Genomic DNA, 24,912 nt, shown 5'->3' with positions numbered 1-24,912 from the left:
TCCTTCAGGATTATTCCACTTCTATCTGTTTTACCTGCAAATTGTTGCCACTCTCTACTTGCAGAGCATGGCTGCCGCAATGCGGGCACCCGGCGTCGTGCCGTTTAATTTCTACGCTGGCGCTACATGTCCAACACCACGCCATGGCGGGTAAATAGCTAAGATGCAATTGGCAATCAGCGGCCAATGTTTGGCGGCTGGCGGCATCAAAACTGAACCGCAAAGCACTCTCTTCGATGCAAGACAGTGCGCCAATCTCCAGCCAAACGGCCGTTATCCGCTTCGCGCCGTGACGTTGCGCCTGCTGCTCGATGAGCTCCAGCGTGCTGAGGCATAAGCTAATTTCATGCATGCTGACTCTTTATTTTTCGATGGCCTGTTATTGGGCTAATGTTTTGTTGGGCTAATGTTTTTATTGAGCTAATGCTTTATTGAGCTAACGGATTTTTCGGCTCAGTGGCTATTTTGCTAAACAGCGCTCGTCGCCGCGGATTAGCAGGGCCGTCGGCATCCACAACCGGCAGTGAGAGCGCCATACGCGCACTTTGCTCGGCTAATTGCACCGCCCGCTCCGCGCTGAGTGTCGTATCAAGCGGCGACATCAGCGAGCGGCTCAGATATTGGCCGCACCCCGCCACTTCACTGACGGTAAAACCAATGCTGCCACAAGGCAGTGAAAGCATCAGTCGCTCGCCAATCACTCGCCGCTGCCAGCGTTGATCTGGCCCCGCGAGCACCACGAGACTCATCATCCACGGCGTCAGGATCACACCGACCCATTGCTGTTCAAACAACTGAAAACCGCAGGCCCGCAAGGGAATGTGGTCACGATAAAACGGCAAACCGCACATTTCATCGTCGGCTATCTGAGCAAAAACACGTTCCAGTAATGCCGCTGGATTATGCTGATGCCCCTCAACACCTTTTTCTTCAGCCCCTTGTACACCGAGACCTTGTGAGCTATCACAAGTTGCGTCAGACATGGTGCTCCTCCCGTGGCTTCAACGTCACGCCGCTGGCTTGCAGTGCTAGCACAATATGCTCTAGCGCCGGTTCCATGGCTTGCGTCACGGTCGCTGTCAGACCGATCCCCGGTGCCAGTGATTCTGGCACCACGCCCACCAGCGTCAGTTGGCGTGGGAACTCGCCCGTCAGTTGCAGTGCCATCAGCACATCGCATAGCCCCAATTGATGAGGCGAGACTTTGCGGCTAAACATGGCGGGGATCTCTTTATCGCGCAGTACCGCGACACTGCCCGGTGACTGGCCGGTGAGTACCGCATCGGCCACAATCAAATGGTCGCGATTGGCCATCGCTTCCATCAGTTCTAGCCCTGCCGTACCGCCGTCCAACACCTCGACGCCCGCTGGAATATCAAACCGCTGTGTCAGTGCTTCAACGAGACGCACCCCCACCGCTTCATCGCTCAGTAATAAGTTACCTATACCTAATACCAAAATCCCCATCACAGCACCTTGACTTTGGTCACTTCGTTGCCCGTTGTATCAACAATATGTACGGCACAAGACATACAAGGGTCGAATGAGTGAATGGTCCGCACCACTTCCAGCGGCTTAGCAGGATCAGCAATTGGTGTGCCGACCAGCGCTTGTTCGTAAGGCCCCGGTTCGCCGTTATAGTTGCGTGGCCCCGCGTTCCAAGTTGATGGCACCACCGCTTGATAGTTGCCAATTTTGCCGTCCTTGATCACTACCCAGTGCGACAACATGCCGCGCGGCGCTTCTTCAAATCCTACGCCACGTATTTCGCCGGTTAAGGGGATATCGGGCTTAATAAAGGTTTCCACATCACCGGTGCCGATATTGGTCACTAACGCTGTCCATTGCTGTGCCAGCGTTTCATGCAGCACGCAACAATGCACTGCACGGCCAATAATGCGACCCAGTGTTGAGGGTAACTGTTCGGCGGTAATCCCCTGTCCGCTCAGTTTTTGGTAGGCAGCACCGATATCGCTAAAGTGCCGTTTCGTCGGCTGATGATCTGCGGCCATACCGCACATCAACCACGCCAGCGGCCCCACTTCGACCGTTTTGCCGTAGAAGGTCGGCGCTTTCACCCATGAATATTTGCCATCTTCCTGCCAGCCCGTGTAATTCGGGTTGGTTTTACCTTCCCACGGTGCCAGCGGTTCGTCGTCCTGATACCACGCATGTTTGCCGCTTTCGGCGATACCTTGGATCAAGTAAGGATCATTGTGATTGGCGATCGGGCGGAAAGTGCCATTGTCCAGATAACCGCCCGGCAACAGGAAGGTTTCACCTTTGCGGTCAATCGGCAGCTCTGGCACGCTGAGGTAATAATCAGCGCCTTTACCCAGATTGAGCCAACCCGGATAGTGAGCCGCGATAACCGCCGTATCCACCTTGTAAACTTGCTCGATAAAGCTGCCGAGCCGGTCGATAAAGGATTTCACTAGCATCAGGCGCTCAAGGTTGAGCACACTTGGCATATCCAGATTGATCGGGTTAGCCACCCCACCCACCGCGAGGTTCTGGATATGGGGGGTTTTGCCCCCCAGTACCGCGACGATACGGTTCGCATCGCGCTGGCACTCCAGAGCTTGCAGGTAGTGCGCCACGGCGATCAGATTCACTTCAGGCGGCAACGCCATCGCAGGGTGACCCCAATAACCGTTAGCAAAAATACCTAACTGACCACTGGCGACCAGATCCTTGATTTTCTGCTGCACACGGGTGAACTCTTCGGCGCTGTTGAGCGGCCAACTAGACAGCCCGCTTAACATCGCGGAGGCCTTTTGTGGCGAGGCTTTTAGTGCGGAGGTGACATCCACCCAATCGAGCGCTGACAGTTGATAGAAATGCACAATATGGTCGTGAATACTGTGGGCGGCCAGAATCAAGTTACGGATATGCTGCGCGTTGACCGGCACTTCCATCCCCAGCGCGTTTTCCACTGCACGGACCGAGGCAATCGCATGGATGGTGGTACAAACACCACAAATGCGCTGCACAATCATCCACGCATCGCGCGGATCGTTACCTTGCAAGATCTCTTCCATGCCACGCCACATGGTGCCAGAGGACCAAGCTTTGATGACCTTGCCATCTTCTATTTCGCAGTCGATCCGCAGGTGCCCTTCAATGCGGGTGACGGGATCAATGGTGATGCGTTGGCTCATGCTTTACCTCTGTCTGATTATTCTTATGTAACTGTCCGTGAGCGGGAAGCACCGGCAACAGCCGAATCAATAAAATGTAGGCGCAGATTTCAATGGCCACGAAGCCGATTGAAATCAGGATTTCGCTGGTCGTTGGGAAGTAGTTGTAGCCACCGCCAGGGTTGAATGCCAGTAACGAGTAGTTGAGCCGCCACAGCGCGCCGCCGCCAATCATGCACAGCGCCCCAATGAAGAGTAAGCGGCTGTCTTCTCTGGCTCGCCGGATGCGGAAAATCAGCAACGGCAAGGTCATCAGCACGATTTCGGCCCAAAACGCGATGGCGTAGCGGTCAAAATGCCACAAGTAATCGGTCTTATGCCGAACGATAACTTCCCCTAGACGCAGCAGGACAAACAGCAGCAAGAAGACATCAATAATGGTGGTTAATCGGGTGAACAACGGCGTTTCATTGGCTCCGCGCCCCCGCAATCCCGCCTGCACTAATGAGCCTTCGAATATCACAATCGAGAAGCCCAAAATCGCGGCGGTCAACAGCGAGAACAGCGGCAACATTTCGTAGCTTTGCCACAACGGATGAATCTTGGCCCCCGCAGCAATCATCAATGACCCCATAGAAGATTGGTGCATAGTGGGTAGCAACGCCCCGAGCGCAATGACAAAGAACATCACTTTGTTCAGCCGCTTGAGCGACACTTTCCAACCGAGGCGCTCGAACAGTGCTGGCGCAAACTCAAGCGCCATCACCCCGATGTAAATCGTCATACAGACCGCAGTTTCGAACAGCACCGAGTTAACGTTGAAATAACCGGGGATAAAGAAGTACGGCAGATTCCAGTAACGGCCGACGTCAATGGTGATGGATAAACCACCGAGCGCGTAACCAAACAAGCTGGCAAGCAGCGCAGGCCGGACCAACGGGTGATATTCGCCGCGATTAAACACGTAAACCGCCCACGCCAGTGCCCAGCCGCCACACGCCAAACCGGTGCCGACCAGTAAGTCGAAAGCGATCCAGATGCCCCACGGGAAACCGCCATTCAAATCACTGACTGACCCTAGCCCAAGCACCAGACGTTTGACGATCAGCAGCGCGCAAAGCACCACGAAAGGCGCTAACAGCATCACCGGCCAACTGACTAGCCGCCCACCCAGTGGGCTGGATTTATGCATCGTCATCGCGACCTTCCTTTTTATTCTGCGCCTCTGGCTTACTTTGCGTGTCCGGCTCGTCCTGATGATCGTCGCCTTTGCGCTCATCGCGGGTATTGCGATGCACCAGTGCGGTGACCCCCGCCAGTACCGCCAGCGGTAGGATCATGCCTTTGTACAAGGTGTGCTGGACATGCTCGGAGCGAGCGCCGGTTGCCAAATCTGCCAGCGGTGGCAAATCGAGTTTTTCGGCTGGGATCCCCGCCAGTACCAAGACTTGCGTGCCGCCGCCTTCTTTCTCACCATAAACATGCTGATCGTAATGGGGTACGGGATGCTCGTAGGGATCGTTGGCACTGAGTGTTTGACGCGGGAAGAGGTAATTTTCCCCCGGTTTCAGGGTCAATCGATGTTGTGCCTCAGACAGCAATTCCTCGCGAGTCCCGTAGATCACCGCACCGGTTGGGCAGACTTCGACACAACCCGGCAGGCCACCTTTGTCCAGCCGTTCGACGCCTTTCTGATTGCATAACTCACATTTGTGAATCTGACCAAAGGGGTTGTCGTAATCATATTTCGGCACATTGAACGGGCAGCCGACCATACAATAACGACAGCCGGTGCAGACATTCGGGTCATAGTGGACGATGCCGGTCTTAGCATCTTTGCGCAGCGCACTGACCGGACAGACGGAAACACAGTTGGGATCAACGCAGTGCATGCACTGTTTTTTGATATAGGCGTAACCATCTTCTAGCTGATCTTTATTGACCCCTGTGCCGCTGGTCCACACCTGAATAATATTGTTGGTGAAGGGGCTGAGTTTGTCGTTGTTTGACCATAAGGCCTCACCCGCCGCGTAGATTTCGCTGTGGTTCACCTGCTGGCATTTACTCACACATGCCTGACACCCAACACATAATGTGGAGTCATATAACATGCCCAGCGCACCGGGGATCGGCGGCCGGTTTTGTACCTCCGCTTGCGTACTGGGCGAAAGCCCCGCCAGCAGCACACCACCAGAGGCTAATTTGAAGAAGTGACGTCGGTTCACGGCTATTCCTCCCGCGATGCGTGATCGTCATCTTTGCGGCGCTGTTTCTGTTGCCGCCCCAGTTCGCGAACCGTCATCAAGCTCACTCCGGCCACCAACCCCACTACACCGCCAAGCAGTGCTGTCGCCGTGGTGGACACTTCGCCCCCTTCTGGGGTGTTAATCAGAGGTTTTTCTGCGCGTGGAGTGGGGTTTTCAACGCTCGACAGTTGGGCGATACCTTTAGTGAAGCCAATGCCCTCTTCGTTGCAGCCGTAACAAGGGTGCCCGATACCGACTGGCCAGATACCGCCGCCAATATCGCAGAACTCCAGTGTCGGACAGTTGCCGTAAGTCTCTGGCCCTTTGCAGCCTAAGTGATACAGGCAATAGCCCTGCCGGTGACCTTCATCTCCAAATTGGCGCGCAAAACGGCCAGCATCAAAGTGAGGGCGGCGCTCGCAGTTTTCGTGAATCAAGCGGCCATAAGCAAAGGTTGGGCGGTTCTTGGCATCAAGCGCAGGTGGCCGTTGGAAGGTGATGATATGGGCGACCGTCGCCAAGAAGTTATGGGGATTGGGTGGGCAACCGGGAATATTAATGACCGTCTTGCCCGGCAAGACCTCTTGCAAGCTCACCGCACCAGTGGGATTTCCGCCTGTAGCGGGCACACCGCCCCAAGCCGAACAAGAACCAATGGCAATAATGGCGGCTGCATGTTCCGCCGCTTCACGGATATGCTCGACAATAGGTTTGCCCGCCACCATGCAATAAATGCCGCCGTCTTTGAGCGGAATAGAACCATCCACAACCAGTACATATTTTCCCTTGTACTGCTCAATGGCTCGGTGCTTATTCTCTTCCGCTTGATCACCAAAGGCGGCCGACAGCACTTCGTGATACTCCATTGAAATCACGCTAAGCAGAAGATTTTCAATGGTCGGGTGAGTAGAACGTAACAGTGATTCCGTACAGCCAGTACATTCCTGCGCCCCGATCCAGATAACCGGTGGTCGTTGCGGTGAACCGACTGTATCAGCAATTTCAGCGGCAGCCTTGCTGCTGAGACCCATGGTGGCAGCCAGTGCTGCACAAAGCTTCATAAAATCACGACGATTAACGCCATGCTGGGAAAGCATGTTTATTCCCCTGTCATTATTATTCTATTGTTTATATACCCAATAGATTTCGAGATTGAGGAATGCTGAAAGCAAAAGAATCCCAACGAGCCTAGAAATGTAAGCACTCAGAGAGATTGATTGCGACCAACTCACCTGTAACTCGAAAGATGACGGGTATACCCTTATATAATGCATGGTTTAGTGTTAATAGTTTGTAACCTTAGGAATTTAATTAACTTGATCTTTATCAATGGATAATTGATTGAATCCGCACGGGGGAAATATCTGTGAACTAAAACCGTTTCAGCAAAATATTTTGTTTGCCAGAAAATAAAAAATCTGTCAGCCGATATAGTCGAGGTTGCAAATGGAATTTAATATCATTTATCAAAAAGTCATTTTTCTTTATGACCTTAACGCTAGGTTACTTACTTTAGTTATTTAACTGCAATGATAAGTTACATAAATCTGGGGAAGTAAAAGTAGATGATAAGCCCGAAATAATAACTCTTTATAGTTATAGGCATATAATATTGCCTACGTCACTTGTGATAACGTTAATTCACAATGGTTGCTGAGCATCTCCTTTTTGTTATCTGCCTCTGATGCACTAGGGCAATATCATACTCGCCCGTTTGGATAAACTACTCATAACTAGAAATAATTTTCTTTTCGATTGACGTGATCCCCCTCAATCCTGCTTTTAATTCCATCCATTCAGGCCATTTTTAGAGACTCTCTCTATTACAGATGCCGACACATTGCTACCCTTCATTATGCATTTTATATTCAGTGCGTGTTAACGCATCTCAATACCGTCTTGACACTGAGAATAAGCATCTGGCGAGCGAAGTCACTATCCCAAGGCAGGTACCCCCCTTTTATTGGGAGACGTAACGGATGCTGTTTTATCACTTTTCACGGATGTTGGCAGGGGTCACCGCAGAGAAAACAGGGCTAGATCGCTGTGACGTACAGCAATTAATCAAACACATTAATATCTTCAATGATTGTATCTTGTTTATATTTCGTATATTAATCAATTAATCGGCGAATGAGTCATGCTATGATTTGTTTACCGGTCAATATTCAATCGGTTATGGGTCGAGTAAAGAGAGCAGCTAACACCGCTGCAACTTCAAGTAGGAAGGGGATGACCCGACTAATTGACGTTGCAGGTAGGCAGCAAACGAGCGAGTCCCGATGAGCTTATTCCAGTAAGTGATTCGGGTGAACGAGGGCAGCTAACACCGCTGCAACTTCAAGTAGGAAGGGTCCGCTATGATAAAACTAACCATCATTGCTGCTATAGCCGTCGCCACACTCAGTGGCTGCGCCAATAATAATACACTTTCGGGCGATACCTTTAGCAGCTCTCAAGCTGGGCAAGCTCAGACGGTGACTTACGGTACTTTGGTTTCTGTGCGTCCGGTCACCATTCAAGGTGGTGATGGGAATAACATTGCGGGGGCGGTTGGCGGGGCTGTTGTGGGTGGCTTCTTAGGGAATACGATCGGTGGGGGCACTGGGCGTCGACTTGGTACCGCTGCAGGTGCGGTCGCCGGTGGCGTTGTTGGCCAACAAGTTCAAAGTATGATGAATCGCAGTAATGGGGTTGAACTGGAAGTTCGCCGTGATAATGGCACCACCTTCTTGGTGGTTCAAGCGCAAGGTGTCACACAGTTCCATGCTGGACAGCGTGTCACGATTGCCACACATGGCAATACTGTTACCATCACGCCGCGATAGTGTTTTATCGTCATTCATGTCGACTATTTGATAAGGTTAACGGGCTAATCGTTAACCTTTCGAGTATCACTCATAAACAAACCGCCTAGCACCAGAATTTAACGATTCACTGATTTATTGCGCTCACCATCATTAAGCGCAGTATTAACAACGCAGAAAATCAATAATTTAAGTTATTATTTAATAATGACGATTACTTATTCATTTATTAACGGTAGGGTATCATTTCTGCCCATAAAATTGATGATAATTCCCATTAATACCATGTGGTCAAAATAGGTTGAATATAGTCTAACCATCAGAATATAAATGGATTTATTAATTTCATTGATTATAGGCTACACTTTAGTTAATAATAGTACTAACTAAGTCATCCAAGTTTCATGGTTTGATTTGTTACATTTCTAGACTCTAGGCAATACTCTCGCTGATTAACGTTTTCAACTGAAAGACTCACAATACCTCTTAAAGATGGTCTGCTGTAATTTCAGGTAATCATGGGTTATTCGTGATCATTTTTTAATGGGTCCCTCAAAAATTCAATATGAAAAACCGCACTTATATAGTGAACAACTGGTCTATCGACCTAACTTCCGGTTTTATTACTCACCGAGAGACGCAGGAACAAAAACGACTGGGTGAGTATCAATTAAAATTACTTACCGTTTTGCTCGCGCATATCGGTGAGATTTTATCTCGTGATGAATTAACGAATCTAGTATGGAAACGCCGTTTCATTGGCAACAATAGCCTACCCAATGCAATTCATACTTTGCGGGTAGCACTGGGTGATGAAAATAAACAGCAGCGCATCATACAAACAATACCTAAAATGGGTTATTTATTAGACCCTGCGTTTTGCGAGGTCATTGAAGATATCGCAACACAGGACATTCCAGAAACGGCTGAACCCATTACCGATTCAACATCAGTGACAAGCAGCATTTCGCTGGGGCCAATGGTGTCCTCCATTGATGAGCCTGTAGAGTTAAGCATTGAATCTGAGCCAACAGCGACAGACTCGGCTCAAGCAGACAGCACGTTACCGGCAGTAATACCCAATACACTCGCCCCAGTAAAAAAACGGAATATATTCGGGTGGAAAAATCTACTGATTGGATTCTTATTTGTCGCGGTAATAATTGCTAGCCTTAGTCATTTTTTATATAAGAATCAAGGTGGGCCGAAGTATAAAGCCATCCAACAAGAGCAAGCGATATACAGTAATATCAAGATATTTCAAATAGTCGATGCTAATTTATCACATCAATATGATGATAATCTTAGTCATCGAATACAAGATACACTTTATGCAATTAATAAGCAGATTAGCGCCAGTGATATCCGTATTAACATATATTACATCATCTCTCTACGCCGCTTAGATTTTACATTTATGGTTGAAAATCCATGTACCCAAAATCAGCTCAATATGACGATCTACCATTGGCGACAGAATGATCAGTTGCTGAATAATTTGCTTAACAGTGAGATGGAGAGAAAGATAAATGAAATGGCTAACTGTAAGAAATAGCATATTAATACTCGGTCTATCACTGGTGACCTTAACTGTGTCGCAAGCTGAAGAAAATCAAAAGCCATACCAGGTACGGTTACAGATTGGTTTCTATGATTTACTTTCTCAGCAGAAAGAAGTGTACGATGCCCGAATTACGGCCATCGAAAGTGGTTATATCAGCACAATTACGAGCCCAAATGATAATCGATTTATTTTTAAGGGTAAATTTACTAAAGAAGGGACCAAAAATGAGCAGCTTATTTTTGACTATAACCCTATATTTTTCCATAACCCGACATCTGGCAAAATGGTTGAAGGTGTATTGGATTACCTCACCCATAACACCGTCTTTATGACACCCATGGTCGTTGATGGTCAACCACTGATCGTTGGGCAAGGTGGGATCATGCTGGGCAAAAAATAAAGAGGGCTTTACCCCTCTTCTATATTTGGAAATTTTATTCATCTATAAACGTTTGCTGCCATTCAGTAATCGTTTTTGGCCTTTTGCTTTTATCGTCAGCTACGTTGGTAAAATAATAGACTTGTAAATCGCCATTTTTCTCCGGTGCCACAAAAGCCGCCCACATTTGACCACTTGGGTTATACATGATAATTGAAGCTCGCTTGTTAGCCGCACCACGTACCCAAGTCGTTAAAACTTTTGCACCTCGGTTATCCAAATCATCGGTATAAATATAAACATTAGCTGAAGCGACAAATTGAGCGTAGTGATCGCCGACTAAATCACGAAAGTTCTTGTCATCCTTGGCATTGGTAAAAATACCGATAGACAGCAAGGTTGGCTCCTCTCGAGGATCACTGTCTGCCTTTATATATTGCCCATCAATAAACACATCTTTAGGCATCGAAATACGACATCCCCAACTACCATTACTGTGTACCTGAATAGAGCCATCTTTTATTGGGATCAGTAATAAGTGACAATTAGCTGTTTTATCAATGACATCAACAACGGCCAACCCCTCAACTTTACGTGCATTCGCTCTAAAAGAGCCAGAATTTGCACCTGACCAAGCACGGCTATCAATGTTGAAACCCCATTCCGTCACTCGGTTAATTTCGATAATGCCACCTCGGTCATTCCCTTTGGTGACATTCCACCACTGACCCTCCCATTGCATATTTTTATCAATATCAGACATAGATGCGATACCTTGAAAATAGGCACGTTGAATGCAGGTATCACTGGTGCAACTGTTCAGTGCTTTTTCCCAAATACGGCGCTGCTGGTAAACAGTCTCAGTATCATAATTGATAAGCATTGCCTGATAGATCTCGCTAAATGTCTGATCTAGCCAATGTAAATTTTCATTGCTGCATACCGTGTATTCAACTGGTGTCACTGCACGCTGACAATTAATGGCGAAAGAAGAAGATGAGAAAATCATCATCAAAAGGAAAAAAGCACCGCGAAGATGGAGAATATTCATTCTATTACCTAATGATGGATAGCTGTTTCTATTACTCTAAACACATTACTCTCTAAGAGTATTATATCTATCTACTCTTAACATAGCCTTAGCTAAAAAATAAAAACCACCCGTTTGTGCTAATCACTAGTCAAAACGAGTGGTTTATCAATCTGCGAATGATGATATCTGCTATTTTACTTGCTGAAAAAACACTTATTTAAAGCAAGGTTATTTCGCTTATATATTATCCGATAACTTAAACGCCGAAACCGCATCGGTCAGTTGGCGCGCTTGTTCTTCCAACGAGGCCGCTGCCGCAGCTGACTCTTGCACCAAGGAAGCATTTTGCTGCGTAACGCCATCCATTTCGGCCACAGCCTGGCCAATTTGGCTGATACCACGACTTTGCTCATCAGAAGCAGACGCGATTTCGCCCATAATATCGGTCACATTGGTCACTGCCTGAACGATAGAGTTCATCGTTTCGCCCGCTTCAGAAACCTGCTTCGAGCCAATATTCACGCGGGAAACAGATTCGCTAATCAACCCTTCAATTTCTTTGGCAGCCTGCGCACTGCGTTGTGCCAAATTGCGCACTTCACTGGCGACAACAGCAAAACCACGGCCTTGCTCACCGGCGCGAGCCGCTTCAACGGCAGCATTCAACGCCAAAATATTCGTTTGGAAGGCGATACTGTTAATCACACCGATAATGTCGGCAATACGACGGGAGCTGTCAGTAATACTGCTCATCGTCGCGACCACATCATTGACAATGCGCCCACCATTTTGCGCTGTAACAGAGGCATTATCGGCCAACTTACTGGCCTGATGCGCATTCTCAGCATTCTGCTTCACTGTCGCATTCAACTGCTCCATGCTAGCAGCGGTTTCTTCCAATGCGGCCGCTTGCTGCTCTGTACGTGAAGAAAGGTCCGCATTGCCTGCGGCTATCTCACCGGCACCGGTATAAATCGCATCAGTACTGTTGCGTATCGTCGATACCGTGCTCACCAGGCTACTTTGCATTTCACGCAAATAAGGGATCAACTGCCCAATGCAGTTGCGACCAAACTCAGCCATTGGTTGCCCGAGTTGCCCGTCAGCCATCCGCTGAAAGTGCCGCTTAATGCTATCGAGTGGGCGGATTAAATAACTGACGATGTAGCGATCGGTTAAGACGAGAATAATGACACCAGCAATTAATGCAGCCACCAACGCCCGTACACACCAAGTCACCAATTCCTCTATCCTTAGAGTTGCAGATTCTGTTGCCTCATCGACAGTCGCATTGTACTTCTCTACTGCGGCACCAAATTCACGGCTGAGTGGCGGGTAAGTCTTATTAAACAAATTGTTATATTCATCAAAACGGTTTTCCGCAACCGCCTTGAACATCGGCTCTATCCCACTACTGAGTAGCGTTGTCCAGCTTTGCAGAGTTTTATCCGTCAGTGACGCATCCATCGATTCATGGGGTTGTAGCCTGAATTTAGCCAACGCATCTTGCGTGTTTTTCAGTGCAACACCTGCCGAAGCCAATTCGCGATCGGCATCGGCAATAGATCCATTTTGACGATAAGCGGCGGCACGACTTAAACGTGTGACTATACGAAAATATTGGTCGTTACCCCGATTAATAATATTAATGTTTTTCTGTTGTATTGAGCTTAGCTGTAAAGAGTGCGTCAATTGGTTAAGCGAGAATAAAGTAAATGTTGAAACACCCCCCCAAAGTAACAAAAATATAACAAGAATAGATAATAACGCTACCCTGATGGTGATATGTCTTAGAAAATTCACGGGAACACCCTTGTGCTTTATTTTTTTAGTTTATTTCCTTGAGATTTCAAGGTGTTTATCGCTGATAAATCAGGCAGAGCAAAAAGCTTATTATCAGGATTAAGAGCCAAAATAGCATAAAATCAATGCAAAAGATCAACTAAGCCGATCAATAATAACCAACTGATTGATTTTACCTATTAAAATGTAAATAACGATCGCTAATTTTGATCGGAAATCATGAAATAAATCATTGAGTGTCTTATAGGTTATGTATTTATTTTGAATATAAATACAGCATTCATTGCCCTATTTACCATTAGGATTATAAGCCAAATAATTAATTTACTTACAGTGACGTTATTAACCTTATTACAACAGCAGAATTAAATAGGCCATTAAATGAGATTGGAAGAAATAAATAAAAAATTAACAAAAATTCGAATGAAAACGGTCAGGTCCGATATGCAGCAGAATTTATCTATTTTTTAGTTCCGCTTTTTATACTGCTTTTTAAGTCAAGAAACGATGAAGAAGAAATAGCCATTTTATTCATTCAAATGCTGATTAGGGTGAGCTTGGTAACTCATCATCTGTAAAGGAGGTCAGCCACCCCATGCTGATGCCATTGTCCTTAACTCGTCAGCACTTTGTTCTTCCCCTCACAAAGAATAATCGAAATAATAATGACTACTATTCATTTTATGGCGTGATAAATTACGGCTCAGCATTGTTAAATAAAGAGAGAGAAACCGCCGCCATGTTCCGAAACGCGCCCCCCATTTCATCGACAACATCACGCTTTGTGCTCCTTTTATTGGGTGGCTTGTGCCTCGCTGTCGGGTTATCCGGCTGTAAACCGGCGCAAGAAACCGAGACATCCGCGGCAAAAGAAGACACTCCGGCATGGTCACGTACGGTCGAGACGGCAAAAGGCCCAGTTACGCTGACACAGCAACCCAAGCGAATCGTGTCCACCAGCATCACCATCACAGGCACTTTATTGGCGATCAATGCGCCGATTATCGCCAGTGGGGCCACGGTTCCCAATACGACCGTCGCGGATAATCAGGGGTTCTTTACCCAGTGGTCAGAGATTGCTAAGGCCAAACAACTGGTGCCGATGTATCAAACAGAGCCCAATGCCGAAGCCGTCGCCGGTATGAATCCAGACTTAATTATTATTTCCGCGACAGGGGGAGATTCAGCGCTAAAACTGTATGAACAGTTATCCGCTATCGCGCCGACGTTGGTGATTAATTACGATGATAAGAGTTGGCAAGAGTTAGCGATTTTATTGGGTCACGCGACGGGTCATGAGTCTGATGCACAGCAAGTGGTTGATCAATTTGCTCATCGGCTGGATGAAGTGAAGCAGAATATTACCCTACCACCACAACCAACTTCCGCTTTTGTCTATCAAGCCGCGGCCAGCACAGCCAATTTATGGACGGAGAACTCCGCTCAGGGGAAATTGTTGCAGCAATTGGGTTTCACGCTGGCCGACATTCCTGCGGCAGTAAAGGGCAATACGAGCATGGGGCATCGTAAGGATATCGTCCAGTTAGGCGGTGAGAAGCTGGCTGAGGGGCTGAACGGTGAGACAATTTTATTATTCTCGGGTGGCCAACCCGCTGTTGATGCATTGAAGCGGAATCCGTTTTTAGCGCACACGCCAGCAGTTGAGCATAACCGCGTTTATGCCGTGGGATACGATACTTTCCGGTTGGATTATTATAGTGCGAGTAATTTGTTAGCGAGGATTGAGGGGGCTTTTGGGGGATGAGGGAGGGATTGGTTTGGTAATCGGTTTGGTGAGGGATTTGGTGATCGGTTCGGTTGACATGAGTTCAGCTATCACCTTGCCTCTGATGCCTCAACCGCCAAAGGGGCCATGAGCGTGGCCCCTTTGGAAACCCGCGCTTCGCACGTATCGCTTGCCTGCTTCGCGGGTGGCTCCGGTTGTTTTGTTTGGTGATCGGTTCGGTTGACATGAGTTCAGCTATCACCTTGCCTCTGATGCCTCAACCGCCAAAGGGGCCATGAGCGTGGCCCCTTTGGAAACCCGCGCTTCGCACGTATCGCTTGTCCACTGCGTGGATTCCCTCACTCATCGTTTCGGCTGACGGACGGCTTTATTCGCATCCCTGCTCATGGCGCCTAAAACGGGCGTCCTGCCCGTTTTCCTTGCCTTCTCTCTTCATTCGGCAGCTCAAATGTGCTTTTAAACTTCAAGGTCAACACCATGATTTTAGGTCTTAGGTCTTGGGTCTTGGGTCTTTTGACCTTAAGCGCAATCAGAAAAATTGCCGACGAGGATGAAGGGTAGAGTGAGCGGCCATGGACGGCCGCGAAAAGCGCGTTTGGGCAAGGATGCCCATCGCGCTGGCTCGTGAGCCGAAAGACGTAGGAGGTTTACCCGCAGGGCAATATTTCGCGCAAGCCGCTGGTGCAGGAGGGCCGGCCTGCCCTCCTGCTCGGTTGAGGCTACGAGGTTAAAGTGACCACCGAACGCCTATCAACCGAAACCAGATCCGATCCAGCCCCCAACCGAGAACACCTGCAACGCAGGCAATCCCCCACACTCATTGCACAGAATGTGATCAACCTATGATTATTATTTGGTCGCCTGAATTATTATTTCAACATAATTTAATGCAAACGTTGTCATTTATTTCAGTGACAACCTCGCTTTTTATTCTTATTAATTTGTTTTGTATGAATTTATTTTTTTAAACATTTATGCAAACGTTGTCATCAAGGTGATGTATGGCCAATATCATTGATATCGCAAAGAAAACCGGTCTTTCTGCCTCAACTGTATCGCGCACCTTAACTCGGCCCGAGAAAGTCGCGGCGGCGACCCGTGAACGGGTGATGAAAGCCATTGACGAACTGGGGTATGAAGCCAATATCTTTGCGCGGAATCTTCGCCAAGGTGGATCGCAAATTATTGGCCTAGTCGTGTCCGATATTCTTAATACCTTTCACGGCACCATTGTGAAAGCAGTGGAAGATGCCGCCTATAAAGCAGGCTATACCCTGATTGTCGGTAGTACCGATGAAGATTCGCTGCGTGAAGAACAACTGATGACACAGCTACGTAGCCATATGCTGCAAGGGCTGATCATCACCCCAACACATAACACACGCGACAACTTGCAGCGTTTTACCAATATTCCAGTGGTCGAAATAGACCGTACTTCCGGCCATATCGGCAGCGACACAGTGTTGCTCAATAATATGCTTGGCGTGGAAATGGCCGCACAACATTTGCTGGCGCTTAAACACTCGCGTATCGCGTATATCGGCGGCAGTACACAGACCATTACTTTTGCTGAACGTCTGGCTGGTTTTCGTCAGGCTTGCCCTGAACAAGCCACCAGAGATGTGATTGAGATTCCCGCAACCACATCATTGTTTGCCGATGCTTGTGAGCAAACACATCTACTCATGTCCAAACCCATCGCACAGCGCCCAACAGCCATTATTGCTGCCAATAACGATATTGCCGCTGGCGTCGTACATGCCATTTATCAGCGCAATATCAAAATGCCCGACGAAGTTTCTGTCGTGGCTTTCGACGATCCCGATTGGGCGAGTTTCTTCCCCTGCCCACTAACAACCATACGCCAACCAGTCTATGAAATGGGGAAACATGCTGCGGAGCTATTAATAGAGCGTCTGCGGGGCAATATCAGCGGCCCTGCGCTTTCAGAACGCTTTGATCCGCAATTAATCGTTCGCGCATCTACCACTCGTGCAGACTAAAGCTGACTTTTTTGATTTTTTTAAGCCAACACCAGGAAATTATTAGAGGATAAATATGACGATGACCTTACATACCATCCCACTGATCGAACCAACCGCAGAGAACCTTGCACCATTTGCGCGGTTAGTCGGTCAACCAACGACACCACCGACCCTCGCAAGAGGAGATATTGATTGCTATCACAATATCTGCGATGCCAATGACTTCAATGAGCATCCCGTCGCCAGTTATCTTATTTGTTATCCACGCCCATTATTGATGGAGCAAATAGAGCGACATCGCTTGATGGAAGAAGCTTTTATCCCCTTAAAGGGAAAGAGTGTGATGGTACTCGGCGCGCCGGGAGAACTTGATCCGCAAAAACTGGTGGCAGTGCATATGGATGGATCATTTGGCTTGATTCTTTACCGTGATACATGGCATTTCGCGCCTTTTGCGCTGGAAAAACCGGCCACCTACATGCTGCTATCAGGTAAAGATTCAGGCCCCGACATCGAAGTCGTCGATCTTGGCCCTTATCCTATTAGCCAACCTGAATGTCAGGAGTGAAAATGAACCGGATTATTTGCTATGGCGAAAGTTTGATCGACTTTACTCATGACGGTCAGGCTTTTACCCCTCATCCCGGTGGCTCGCCGTATAACGTGGCAATTGCGCTTGGCCGTTTAGGCTCACGAGTTGATTACTGCACACAATTGAGCACCGATATGTTCGGCAATCTGTTATTACAGCATCTTGAGTTAAATCATGTAGGAACAAAGGCAATAAGTCGCAGCCCCGCCCCCACAACGTTGGCTTTTGTCTTAACTCATCCCGATACTGAACCTGAATATGCATTTTATTCTCGTCAAGCGGCTGATGTCATTATTCAACCGGAAGATTTGCCAGCCCCGATTGATGCAAAATTACATCACTTCGGGTCTATTTCTTTCATGCAAGAACCTTGCGGAACAACATGGGAAAACTATTTAACTCAACTCAATGGGTTTATTTCTTTTGACCCGAATATTCGCCCCAGTTTAATTCCTGATCGCCAAGCTTATCTGGATCGATTTAATCGCATTATAGGCAAAATACAATTACTGCGCCTCAGCTTATCTGACCTGCAATGGCTTGCACCTGATGAAGGTGTCGAACATTTTTTGAGCCGGATGTTTGCCCAAGGTGTTTTGATGGTGGCGATAACGGGCGGCAGTGATGGGGCATGGGTATACACGAAAGAATCAAAAATATATCAGCCAGTTACCTCTGTTGAAGTGGCTGACACCATTGGTGCTGGAGATACCTTCACCGCAGGATTGTTATCGGTTTTAGTTGATGGGATTGACGGTAAAACATGGGCAAAACTGAATGACAATATGCTGTCTCAAGCACTAAAGACTGGCAGCATCGCTGCTGCGCTAAATTGTTGTAATAAAGGCGCAAATCCACCCACAGCAGATGAAGTCAATAAAATGATGTAATTATTCACCCTCGCACAGGTAAAAGATATGCCCTCCCATGGGTAGGGAGCCTTTTACCTGAAAACAAAAATTATGGGGTAATATTATGAGCATAAAAAATATGTTCACCACGCCTGATGGTAAAAACCACGGGTTTACATTCTTCTTACTTACCTGTCTCTTTTTAGTATTAGGCTTTAGCACCGGGTTAATTGATATTCTCAATAAGCATTTTCAAAATACGTTGCAAGTGTCTAAAGCCGAATCGGCATTAGTACAATTTGCCAACTACATTGGTTATTTCGTGATGGCTATCCCTGCGGGGATATTGGCCCGACGCTATGGCTATAAAGGTGGGATTTTTATTGGTTTGGCTTTAATTGCACTGGGGGCATTCTGGTTTATTTCTGCTGCCAGTATCGGGGAATATTGGGCCTTTCTCGTTGGGTTATTTATTCTGGCGACAGGTCTAACCTGCATTGAAACGATTGCGAACCCTTTTGCAACGGTGATGGGCTCACCAGAGCAAGGTGCAGCACGCCTGAACTTATCACAATCCTGTACCGGCATTGGCTTGATATTTGGACCGCTCATCGGCGGGCATTTTATCTTGTCAGCGACAGGTGATGTGAATACCAGTAACGATGCTTTATTTATCCCGTATATGGGCATTGGTTTGGCCGTCGCGATATTAGCCTTGGTCTTTTTCTTCACGAAAATTCCGGATATCACGCCCGAATCAGATCTTCCTCAAGCAGGCGATGCTCAGAACAGCCCTTCGTTATGGCAGCGGCCTCATTTCGTATTAGCCATTGTTGCGCAGTTCTTATATGTAGCAGGGCAAACTGGCGTATTTAGCTTCTTTATCAACTATGTTGTCGACCATTCTCCGTTGTTCGAGCAAACCGTCGCCGCATTTTTACCTGATAGCTGGAGTTGGCAATCCCCTGAGGGCTGGAAATTTACGGAACGTGGGGCTTCACAATTATTAGCTTTCGGTGGCTTCGGGCTATTTATGATCGGTCGATTCACTGGGGGGCTATTGCTGAGTAAGATTTCGGCCCATAAATTGCTGTGGATCTTTGCCGCAATCGACTGTGTGCTGATGGTTATCATCATGTTCGCAGAAGGTTGGTTGGCTATCGTCTCACTGGTACTGAGTTTCTATTTTATGTCGATTATGTTCCCGACCATCTTTGCGCTGGGGATTTTCGGTTTAGGTGAACAAACTAAAAAAGCCTCTTCTTACATTGTGATGTCCATTGTCGGTGGGGCCGTTATGCCCATGCTCATGGGCGGTATTGCTGATGCTTATTCCATGGCATTAGGTTTTGTCATGCCATTAGGGTGCTTCGCTATCATTGGTTTATACGGGTTATTCTGGACAAAACTGCATACTCAAAGCATTAACCGCGCTAAGGCGATGGCCGTCAGTTCATTGTAATCTTTCGATTCCATGTACTCATACCAGCGGCAGGGTTTATCCCTGTCGGCTGGCTTTCGTTAGGGCGACGAGATAACCCCTTTTGCGGTGGGACCATCACCGTTAAGGCAAGAAACATACCCAATTGACCCCATCATTTGAGCAGCATCAAGCTGAGCGTAAATCCCCTCCATTCCAATAAAAACTCGTGCTAACATACCTGCCACAAATAATAATGATAATCAAATCGATAAGAATAATCATTTGTTAAGAAAGAGTAACAATGCCAGCAGCTTATTCCTCGGACTCATCATCAACAAAAACGCTGACATCTGCGCCCATGCTAGGTGCACAAACACAGCGTAAACATATACTTTTGCTGTTACTCAGTATTGTTGTTTTGATACTCGTGATGGCCGCCAGCCTGATGTTTGGGGCAAAAGCGATCCCTTTGTCCGTGGTGTGGCAGAGCTTGCTCGGTGAGAGCCATGGCGCAGATAGCATTCTGATCTTAGAGTCTCGCTTGCCCCGAACCTTAATCGGTGTCCTCGCCGGTGCCGCGTTGGGGCTGTCGGGAGCGGTGATCCAAGCGCTAACCCGTAACCCATTAGCGGATCCCGGAATTCTCGGCATGAATGCTGGAGCCAGCTTTGCCGTGGTCATCAGCATCATTGCTTTTGGCGCAAATGCGATTTCGGGTTATATGGTTGCCGCATTCATCGGCACGCTAATCACCACACTGTTGGTCTATTGGGTCGGCTCGATGGGCGGTGGGCGAGTGAGTCCCCTGCGCCTCACATTATCAGGTGTCGCCATTGGTGCAGTCTTAACCGGTATCACTTCTGGTATCGCACTCACTCACCCACAAATTTACGATAGCATCCGCTTTTGGCAGGCCGGTACATTGGATATTCGCAATATGTCGGTGGTGATGGCGGTGACCCCCGTCATTATTGTGGGTTCAGTGATTGCCTTATTATTGGCGCGATCACTCAATGCTATGCATATGGGGGACGATCTGGCTGCCGCCATTGGCGCTCGTATTGGTCGTACTCAATTTTGGGCAGTCGTCGCCATCACTTTACTGTGCGGCGGCGCAACGGCTGCGGTTGGCCCAATCGCCTTTGTTGGCCTGATGGTTCCGCATATTGCACGCTGGATTGTTGGGCCAAATCAAGTGTGGATCCTGCCTTTCACGCTGGTGATGACACCTATTTTGCTGTTGGTATCCGATATCGTTGGGCGCTTTTTAGTGCCGGGTGAATTACGTGTGTCTATCGTGACCGCCTTTATCGGCGCACCTTTGCTGATCTGGTTAGTACGGAGCAATAAAAGGATGTCCACACTATGAAGTCTGCCCCCACCACATGGCTCTTGGGTCGCCCTGGCGGCCTAATAAACTTGCGTATCCGGCCACGTAGTGTGATCGTCGGTAGCCTGTTATTACTGGTTTGTGTGCTCGCTGCACTGCTGGCATTAATGGCTGGAACATTGCCGCTCTCCCCTGCTCAAGTGACGAATGCCTTATTCGGGCTAGCCCAAGGGCCGGTCGATATTATCGTCAATCAATGGCGCTTACCTCGCGCCGTCATGGCACTGGTTTTTGGTGCCGCACTGGGCATCAGCGGCGCGATATTTCAATCATTAGTGCGTAACCCATTGGGCAGCCCAGACATCATCGGCTTTAATGCGGGTGCCTATACGGGCGCACTCGTGGCTATCACATTGTTTAATGGCAACTATTTTGAAGTTGCCAGCAGCGCGTTGGTGGGGGGATTATTGTCTGCCATCGCAGTCTACTTGCTGGCATACCGGCAAGGCATTCAAGGGTTTCGGTTGATTATTGTGGGGATTGCCATGGGGGCGATGCTCACGGCATTTAACACTTGGTTGACGATCACAGCCTCTCTCGAATCGGCCATGACCGCCGCCGCGTGGGGGGCAGGTTCACTTAATGGTTTGACGTGGGCAAAAGGCCTGCCTTCAGTACTATTTATTGTTATCGCTATCGTCGCTGCGATGTTACTGAGCCGCCGTATGCCATTGCTGGAAATGGGCGATGACGCAGCGGGTGCGCTAGGTGTTCCGGTTGAGAGAACGCGCCTGAGCCTGATGGCGATTGGGGTTATTTTGATGGCAGCCGTCACCGCGGCGGCAGGGCCAATATCCTTTATCGCCTTAGCCGCGCCACAAATTGCGCGGCGTTTAGCGGGGACCTCGTCAGTGACCCTAACGGCCTCGGCATTAATGGGTGCCTTTCTGTTAATTGCCGCTGACCTCTGCGCTCAGCACCTCTTTTTACCTAATCAATTGCCCGTCGGTGTTATCACGATCAGTATCGGCGGGATGTATCTTATTTGGCTTTTAATCCGGGAGTCTGGGCGATCATGAGTATTGTTAATCTCGCGAGTACAGTTAACTCAGCAAAGACGGTTAACTCAACCAATACTGCGCCCCGTTTGCAAGCCGATGCATTAACGTTAGGCTATGACGGCAAAATCATCAGCGAGAATCTGAGTGTCGCCATCCCCGATGGTGAATTTACGGTGATTGTTGGCCCCAATGCCTGTGGTAAATCGACCCTGCTGCGTGCGTTAAGCCGTTTGCTAAAACCGCAGGCTGGGCAGGTGATTTTAGATGGCAAGAATATCGCCAGTGTTGATACTCGGTATGTCGCACGTCATTTGGGTTTATTGCCACAAAGCTCGCAAGCGCCGGATGGGATCAGCGTATTAGATTTGGTGGCGCGCGGTCGCTACCCTCATCAGAAGTTGTTACAGCAATGGACGCAGGCGGATAATTTGGCGGTCCATGAGGCAATGGAAGCGACAGGGATCAGTGAGCTAGCAGAGCGGTCAGTGGATGCGTTATCCGGCGGGCAACGCCAGCGAGTGTGGATTGCGATGGTCTTGGCGCAGCAAACGCCGCTGTTGTTGTTGGATGAACCCACGACTTATTTGGATATCGCCCATCAGATTGATTTGCTGGAGTTATTTAGCCATCTTAATCAGCAATTGAATCACACGCTGGTGGCTGTGTTGCATGATTTAAACCACGCCTGCCGTTATGCCACTCACATTATCGCCATGCGCGATGGGCAGATTGTGGCGCAAGGTAAACCCCGCGAGGTGATTACCGCTGATTTAGTCGAACACGTGTTTGGTATGCCGTGTTTGATTATTGATGATCCGGTGTCGGGGACGCCGTTGGTGATCCCGAAGGGGAGATATAGGGGGTGAATTTTTGTTTTTTTGGTTTAGTTAAGGGTCGGATCTGGTTTCGGTTGATAGGCGTTTTGTTTGGTGCTTGGTTCGGTTGAGGATTGGATCTGGTTTCGGTTGATATTCATTAAGGTGCTCGGTTCGGTTGTTATAACTTCAGTGTTCACCTTGGCTCTGATGCCTCAACCGCCAATGGGTCACAAGCGCGTGACCCCTTGGAACCCTGCGCTTGCGCACGCATCGCTTGCCTGCTTCGCAGGTTCCCTCACTCATCGTTTCGGCTGACGGACGGCTTTATTCGCATCCCTGCTCATGGCGCCTAAAACGGGCGTCCTGCCCGTTTTCCTTGCCTTCTCTCTTCACTCGGCAGCTCAAATGTGCTTTTAAACTTCAAAATCAAAACCATGATTTATAGGTCTTGGGTCTTGGGTCTTGGGTCTTTTGACCTTGAGCGCAATTAGGAATATTGCCGACAAAGATTGCAGGCCGAATGAGCCGCATGGACGCGGCGAAAGGGGCTGTCGAGCTGGGAGCGAGTCAGCACCGGTTCGATAAGCCGGCAAGCTGTAGGAGGGAATGGCGCAGCCACAATATTTCGCGCAAAGGCGCGGGTGTTGGGCCGCCGCCCTGCGGCCCGACTCGGTTGAGGCGACGAAGTTAAAGTGATCACCAAACGAATATCAACCGAAACCAGATCCGATCACCAAACCAAACCAAACCAAACAACCGTCCCCCCCTGCGAAGCAGGCAAGCCGCGCGGGGTCACGCGCTTGTAACCCCATTGCCGACTAGTAACCCCCGAATCCCCTCCACCAACCCACCCCGCCAACACAACGAATCATGCCCGCCACTATAAACCCGATACTGCAATCGATGCCCCGCTATCCTTAGCGCCTCGCTCATGACTTCATTTACCTGATAAATCACATCTTCGCGACGGCCTGCTTCCATGAAAATATTCAATGAGTGACCTGCCCCCAATCCTTGAAGCACTTGCTGAGTCAACCAGCCTTGACGCACTGCGGTATCCACTGCCGATCTTTTCGCATGATCAGTATCAGGCCACCAAAAAGACCCTGATTGACTCAGTACGCAACCAAAACGTTGTGGCCAATGTAATCCGGCATACAACGAGGCCAAACCACCAAAACTTTGCCCCGCCACCACCGTACGAGATGCCTGATCCGTAAAGGGTTGCAGCTTCGCCACTTGAGGTAATAACTCAGCTTGTAATGCCTGCCAGAAAACCTCATTGCAAGGCAGTTCTTGAGAACGGTGCGCTTGGTCAATGATATCAATCAACACATACACGGAAGCTGGCAGATGACCCAACGCGGTTTCATTATCCAGCACGCCAAAAATAGGCTGTTTTTCCGCCCAATATTGGCCGTCCAGCATAAGCACTAATGGCCGCTCAGCCACATCTTCAGCGTGAGAACTCGGCGTCGAGTAGACCCACACTTGGCGACGGTTACCTAATAATGCGCTGTCCCACGTGATCACTTGCAGCCGTTGTGGATCGGCGGGTAGCTGCTGACCGGCATCGATGGGCTGCCAAGCCGCTTGCGGTAAAGCATCGGCTAAATGTACGCCAGACAGTGGCTTCCCCCAATAACTGGCATGGGCTGCCGTGTGATTGAACGGATCGTTCTCTGCCAGACTCATTAATGAAACCCACCAATTGCGCTGTGCTAAGCGCTGCTCTTTGGTACTGCCTTGCGGTAACGTCAAATGCTTATCTTTCGTGGCGGGGATAAAACAATAGCTGCCGCGAAAGTCAGATTCGACTTCGGCCTGCCAATACCAAACATCGGTCTGGCCCAGCCGCTGGAGCGTTTGCGGGTGTGTGCTGTGATGGTCGGTCAGGCCGTTCACATCAATATAAACATGGCTAAAATCAACGTCATGCGCCTTGCCTAACCGATCACGCCAAAGAAATGTCAGTTTAACGCGGCCCTCATCCACCGGTTCAGCCAATGGCGTTCCCCACTGCGCAATCTGTTGCCACCATGCCTCGCTGCCCGCCTCGGGGGAATTTAACAACTGCTGACTATCTGGATAGGGGTTCGCCAAACTCACGGGCTGTCCTTTTTTAGTAGACTC

Annotated in this window: 22 protein-coding genes; 12 read left to right on the top strand and 10 right to left on the bottom strand. The window is 48.8% G+C overall.

Translation table 11 applies throughout. The features are described 5' to 3' along the window. Nucleotides 1-10: 10 nt before the first annotated feature. The 7 genes from hypA to hybO form a co-directional block, all read right to left on the bottom strand. Entirely contained in the window at nt 11-352 is a 342-nt protein-coding gene (hypA, locus tag DA391_RS03120; RefSeq protein WP_019212586.1) for a hydrogenase maturation nickel metallochaperone HypA, read from the bottom strand. 76 nt (nt 353-428) lie between these two features. Then, complete coding sequence (hybE, locus tag DA391_RS03115; protein WP_080994116.1) at nt 429-983, bottom strand: hydrogenase-2 assembly chaperone; 555 nt, start codon at nt 981-983, stop codon at nt 429-431. Further along, on the bottom strand, nt 976-1,467 hold the full coding sequence (locus DA391_RS03110) for a HyaD/HybD family hydrogenase maturation endopeptidase (protein ID WP_050083669.1): 492 nt from the start codon (nt 1,465-1,467) through the stop codon (nt 976-978). Before DA391_RS03110 ends, hybE begins: the two co-directional genes overlap by 8 nt. Further along, nucleotides 1,467-3,161 (bottom strand): hydrogenase 2 large subunit, encoded by a 1,695-nt coding sequence (gene hybC / locus DA391_RS03105; RefSeq protein ID WP_050083668.1) that lies wholly within the window; start codon nt 3,159-3,161, stop codon nt 1,467-1,469. Before hybC ends, DA391_RS03110 begins: the two co-directional genes overlap by 1 nt. Then, nucleotides 3,139-4,338, bottom strand: coding sequence for a Ni/Fe-hydrogenase cytochrome b subunit (gene hybB / locus DA391_RS03100; RefSeq protein WP_050083667.1), 1,200 nt, complete (start codon nt 4,336-4,338; stop codon nt 3,139-3,141). The genes hybC and hybB overlap by 23 nt, the downstream gene beginning before the upstream one ends. Next, nucleotides 4,325-5,365: a hydrogenase 2 operon protein HybA gene (gene hybA / locus DA391_RS03095; protein ID WP_050083666.1), complete on the bottom strand. Its 1,041-nt coding sequence runs from the start codon at nt 5,363-5,365 to the stop codon at nt 4,325-4,327. The genes hybB and hybA overlap by 14 nt, the downstream gene beginning before the upstream one ends. Nucleotides 5,366-5,367: 2 nt before the next feature. After that, nucleotides 5,368-6,483 (bottom strand): hydrogenase 2 small subunit, encoded by a 1,116-nt coding sequence (gene hybO / locus DA391_RS03090; protein ID WP_049610771.1) that lies wholly within the window; start codon nt 6,481-6,483, stop codon nt 5,368-5,370. A gap of 1,263 nt (nt 6,484-7,746) precedes the next feature. Here hybO and DA391_RS03085 point away from each other — a divergent pair. The 3 genes from DA391_RS03085 to DA391_RS24320 all read left to right on the top strand — a co-directional run bounded on the left by DA391_RS03085 (nt 7,747) and on the right by DA391_RS24320 (nt 10,157). After that, nucleotides 7,747-8,214 (top strand): glycine zipper 2TM domain-containing protein, encoded by a 468-nt coding sequence (locus DA391_RS03085; RefSeq protein ID WP_050286999.1) that lies wholly within the window; start codon nt 7,747-7,749, stop codon nt 8,212-8,214. Nucleotides 8,215-8,758: 544 nt separating this feature from the next. After that, on the top strand, nt 8,759-9,748 hold the full coding sequence (locus DA391_RS03080) for a transcriptional regulator (RefSeq protein WP_050287000.1): 990 nt from the start codon (nt 8,759-8,761) through the stop codon (nt 9,746-9,748). After that, nucleotides 9,723-10,157 (top strand): hypothetical protein, encoded by a 435-nt coding sequence (locus DA391_RS24320; RefSeq protein ID WP_050083663.1) that lies wholly within the window; start codon nt 9,723-9,725, stop codon nt 10,155-10,157. Before DA391_RS03080 ends, DA391_RS24320 begins: the two co-directional genes overlap by 26 nt. Nucleotides 10,158-10,191: 34 nt before the next feature. Here the strand turns inward: DA391_RS24320 and DA391_RS03075 are convergent, their stop codons facing one another. Together DA391_RS03075 and DA391_RS03070 are read right to left on the bottom strand one after the other, a co-directional pair. Then, entirely contained in the window at nt 10,192-11,187 is a 996-nt protein-coding gene (locus DA391_RS03075; protein WP_050287002.1) for a lysozyme inhibitor LprI family protein, read from the bottom strand. Between the two features lie 219 nt (nt 11,188-11,406). Next, on the bottom strand, nt 11,407-12,972 hold the full coding sequence (locus DA391_RS03070) for a methyl-accepting chemotaxis protein (RefSeq protein ID WP_050083661.1): 1,566 nt from the start codon (nt 12,970-12,972) through the stop codon (nt 11,407-11,409). 739 nt (nt 12,973-13,711) lie between these two features. Here DA391_RS03070 and fepB point away from each other — a divergent pair. The 9 genes from fepB to DA391_RS03030 all read left to right on the top strand — a co-directional run bounded on the left by fepB (nt 13,712) and on the right by DA391_RS03030 (nt 22,827). Beyond that, complete coding sequence (fepB, locus tag DA391_RS03065; protein ID WP_057645275.1) at nt 13,712-14,737, top strand: Fe2+-enterobactin ABC transporter substrate-binding protein; 1,026 nt, start codon at nt 13,712-13,714, stop codon at nt 14,735-14,737. A 554-nt stretch (nt 14,738-15,291) separates the two neighbouring features. Beyond that, nucleotides 15,292-15,450, top strand: coding sequence for a hypothetical protein (locus DA391_RS24130; RefSeq protein ID WP_159074552.1), 159 nt, complete (start codon nt 15,292-15,294; stop codon nt 15,448-15,450). A 270-nt stretch (nt 15,451-15,720) separates the two neighbouring features. Then, the gene (locus DA391_RS03060; RefSeq protein ID WP_050083820.1) at nt 15,721-16,722 is read left to right on the top strand and encodes a LacI family DNA-binding transcriptional regulator; all 1,002 of its coding nucleotides are present in this window, start codon (nt 15,721-15,723) and stop codon (nt 16,720-16,722) included. 55 nt (nt 16,723-16,777) lie between these two features. Beyond that, nucleotides 16,778-17,272: an ureidoglycolate lyase gene (locus tag DA391_RS03055; protein ID WP_019212571.1), complete on the top strand. Its 495-nt coding sequence runs from the start codon at nt 16,778-16,780 to the stop codon at nt 17,270-17,272. A gap of 2 nt (nt 17,273-17,274) precedes the next feature. Next, entirely contained in the window at nt 17,275-18,186 is a 912-nt protein-coding gene (locus DA391_RS03050; RefSeq protein ID WP_108087356.1) for a carbohydrate kinase family protein, read from the top strand. Nucleotides 18,187-18,271: 85 nt separating this feature from the next. Further along, nucleotides 18,272-19,609 carry an L-fucose:H+ symporter permease gene (gene fucP, locus DA391_RS03045; RefSeq protein ID WP_019212569.1) on the top strand — a complete coding sequence of 446 codons (1,338 nt, stop codon included), beginning with the start codon at nt 18,272-18,274 and terminating at the stop codon, nt 19,607-19,609. Between the two features lie 262 nt (nt 19,610-19,871). Then, complete coding sequence (fepD, locus tag DA391_RS03040) at nt 19,872-20,939, top strand: Fe(3+)-siderophore ABC transporter permease (RefSeq protein ID WP_108087355.1); 1,068 nt, start codon at nt 19,872-19,874, stop codon at nt 20,937-20,939. Continuing rightward, nucleotides 20,936-21,979, top strand: a complete 1,044-nt coding sequence (gene fepG / locus DA391_RS03035) for an iron-enterobactin ABC transporter permease (RefSeq protein ID WP_050083823.1) — start codon at nt 20,936-20,938, stop codon at nt 21,977-21,979. The genes fepD and fepG overlap by 4 nt, the downstream gene beginning before the upstream one ends. Next, nucleotides 21,976-22,827, top strand: a complete 852-nt coding sequence (locus tag DA391_RS03030) for an ABC transporter ATP-binding protein (RefSeq protein WP_409994393.1) — start codon at nt 21,976-21,978, stop codon at nt 22,825-22,827. Before fepG ends, DA391_RS03030 begins: the two co-directional genes overlap by 4 nt. A 744-nt stretch (nt 22,828-23,571) precedes the next feature. Here DA391_RS03030 and fes read toward each other — a convergent pair. Then, nucleotides 23,572-24,888, bottom strand: a complete 1,317-nt coding sequence (gene fes, locus DA391_RS03015; protein WP_108087353.1) for an enterochelin esterase — start codon at nt 24,886-24,888, stop codon at nt 23,572-23,574. Nucleotides 24,889-24,912 lie beyond the last annotated feature (24 nt).

The organism is Yersinia massiliensis (assembly GCF_003048255.1).
Classification (GTDB): Bacteria; Pseudomonadota; Gammaproteobacteria; order Enterobacterales; family Enterobacteriaceae; genus Yersinia; species Yersinia massiliensis_A.
The sequence above is the reverse complement of the archived record's forward strand: the minus strand, read 5'-3'. Positions and strand labels throughout refer to the sequence as shown.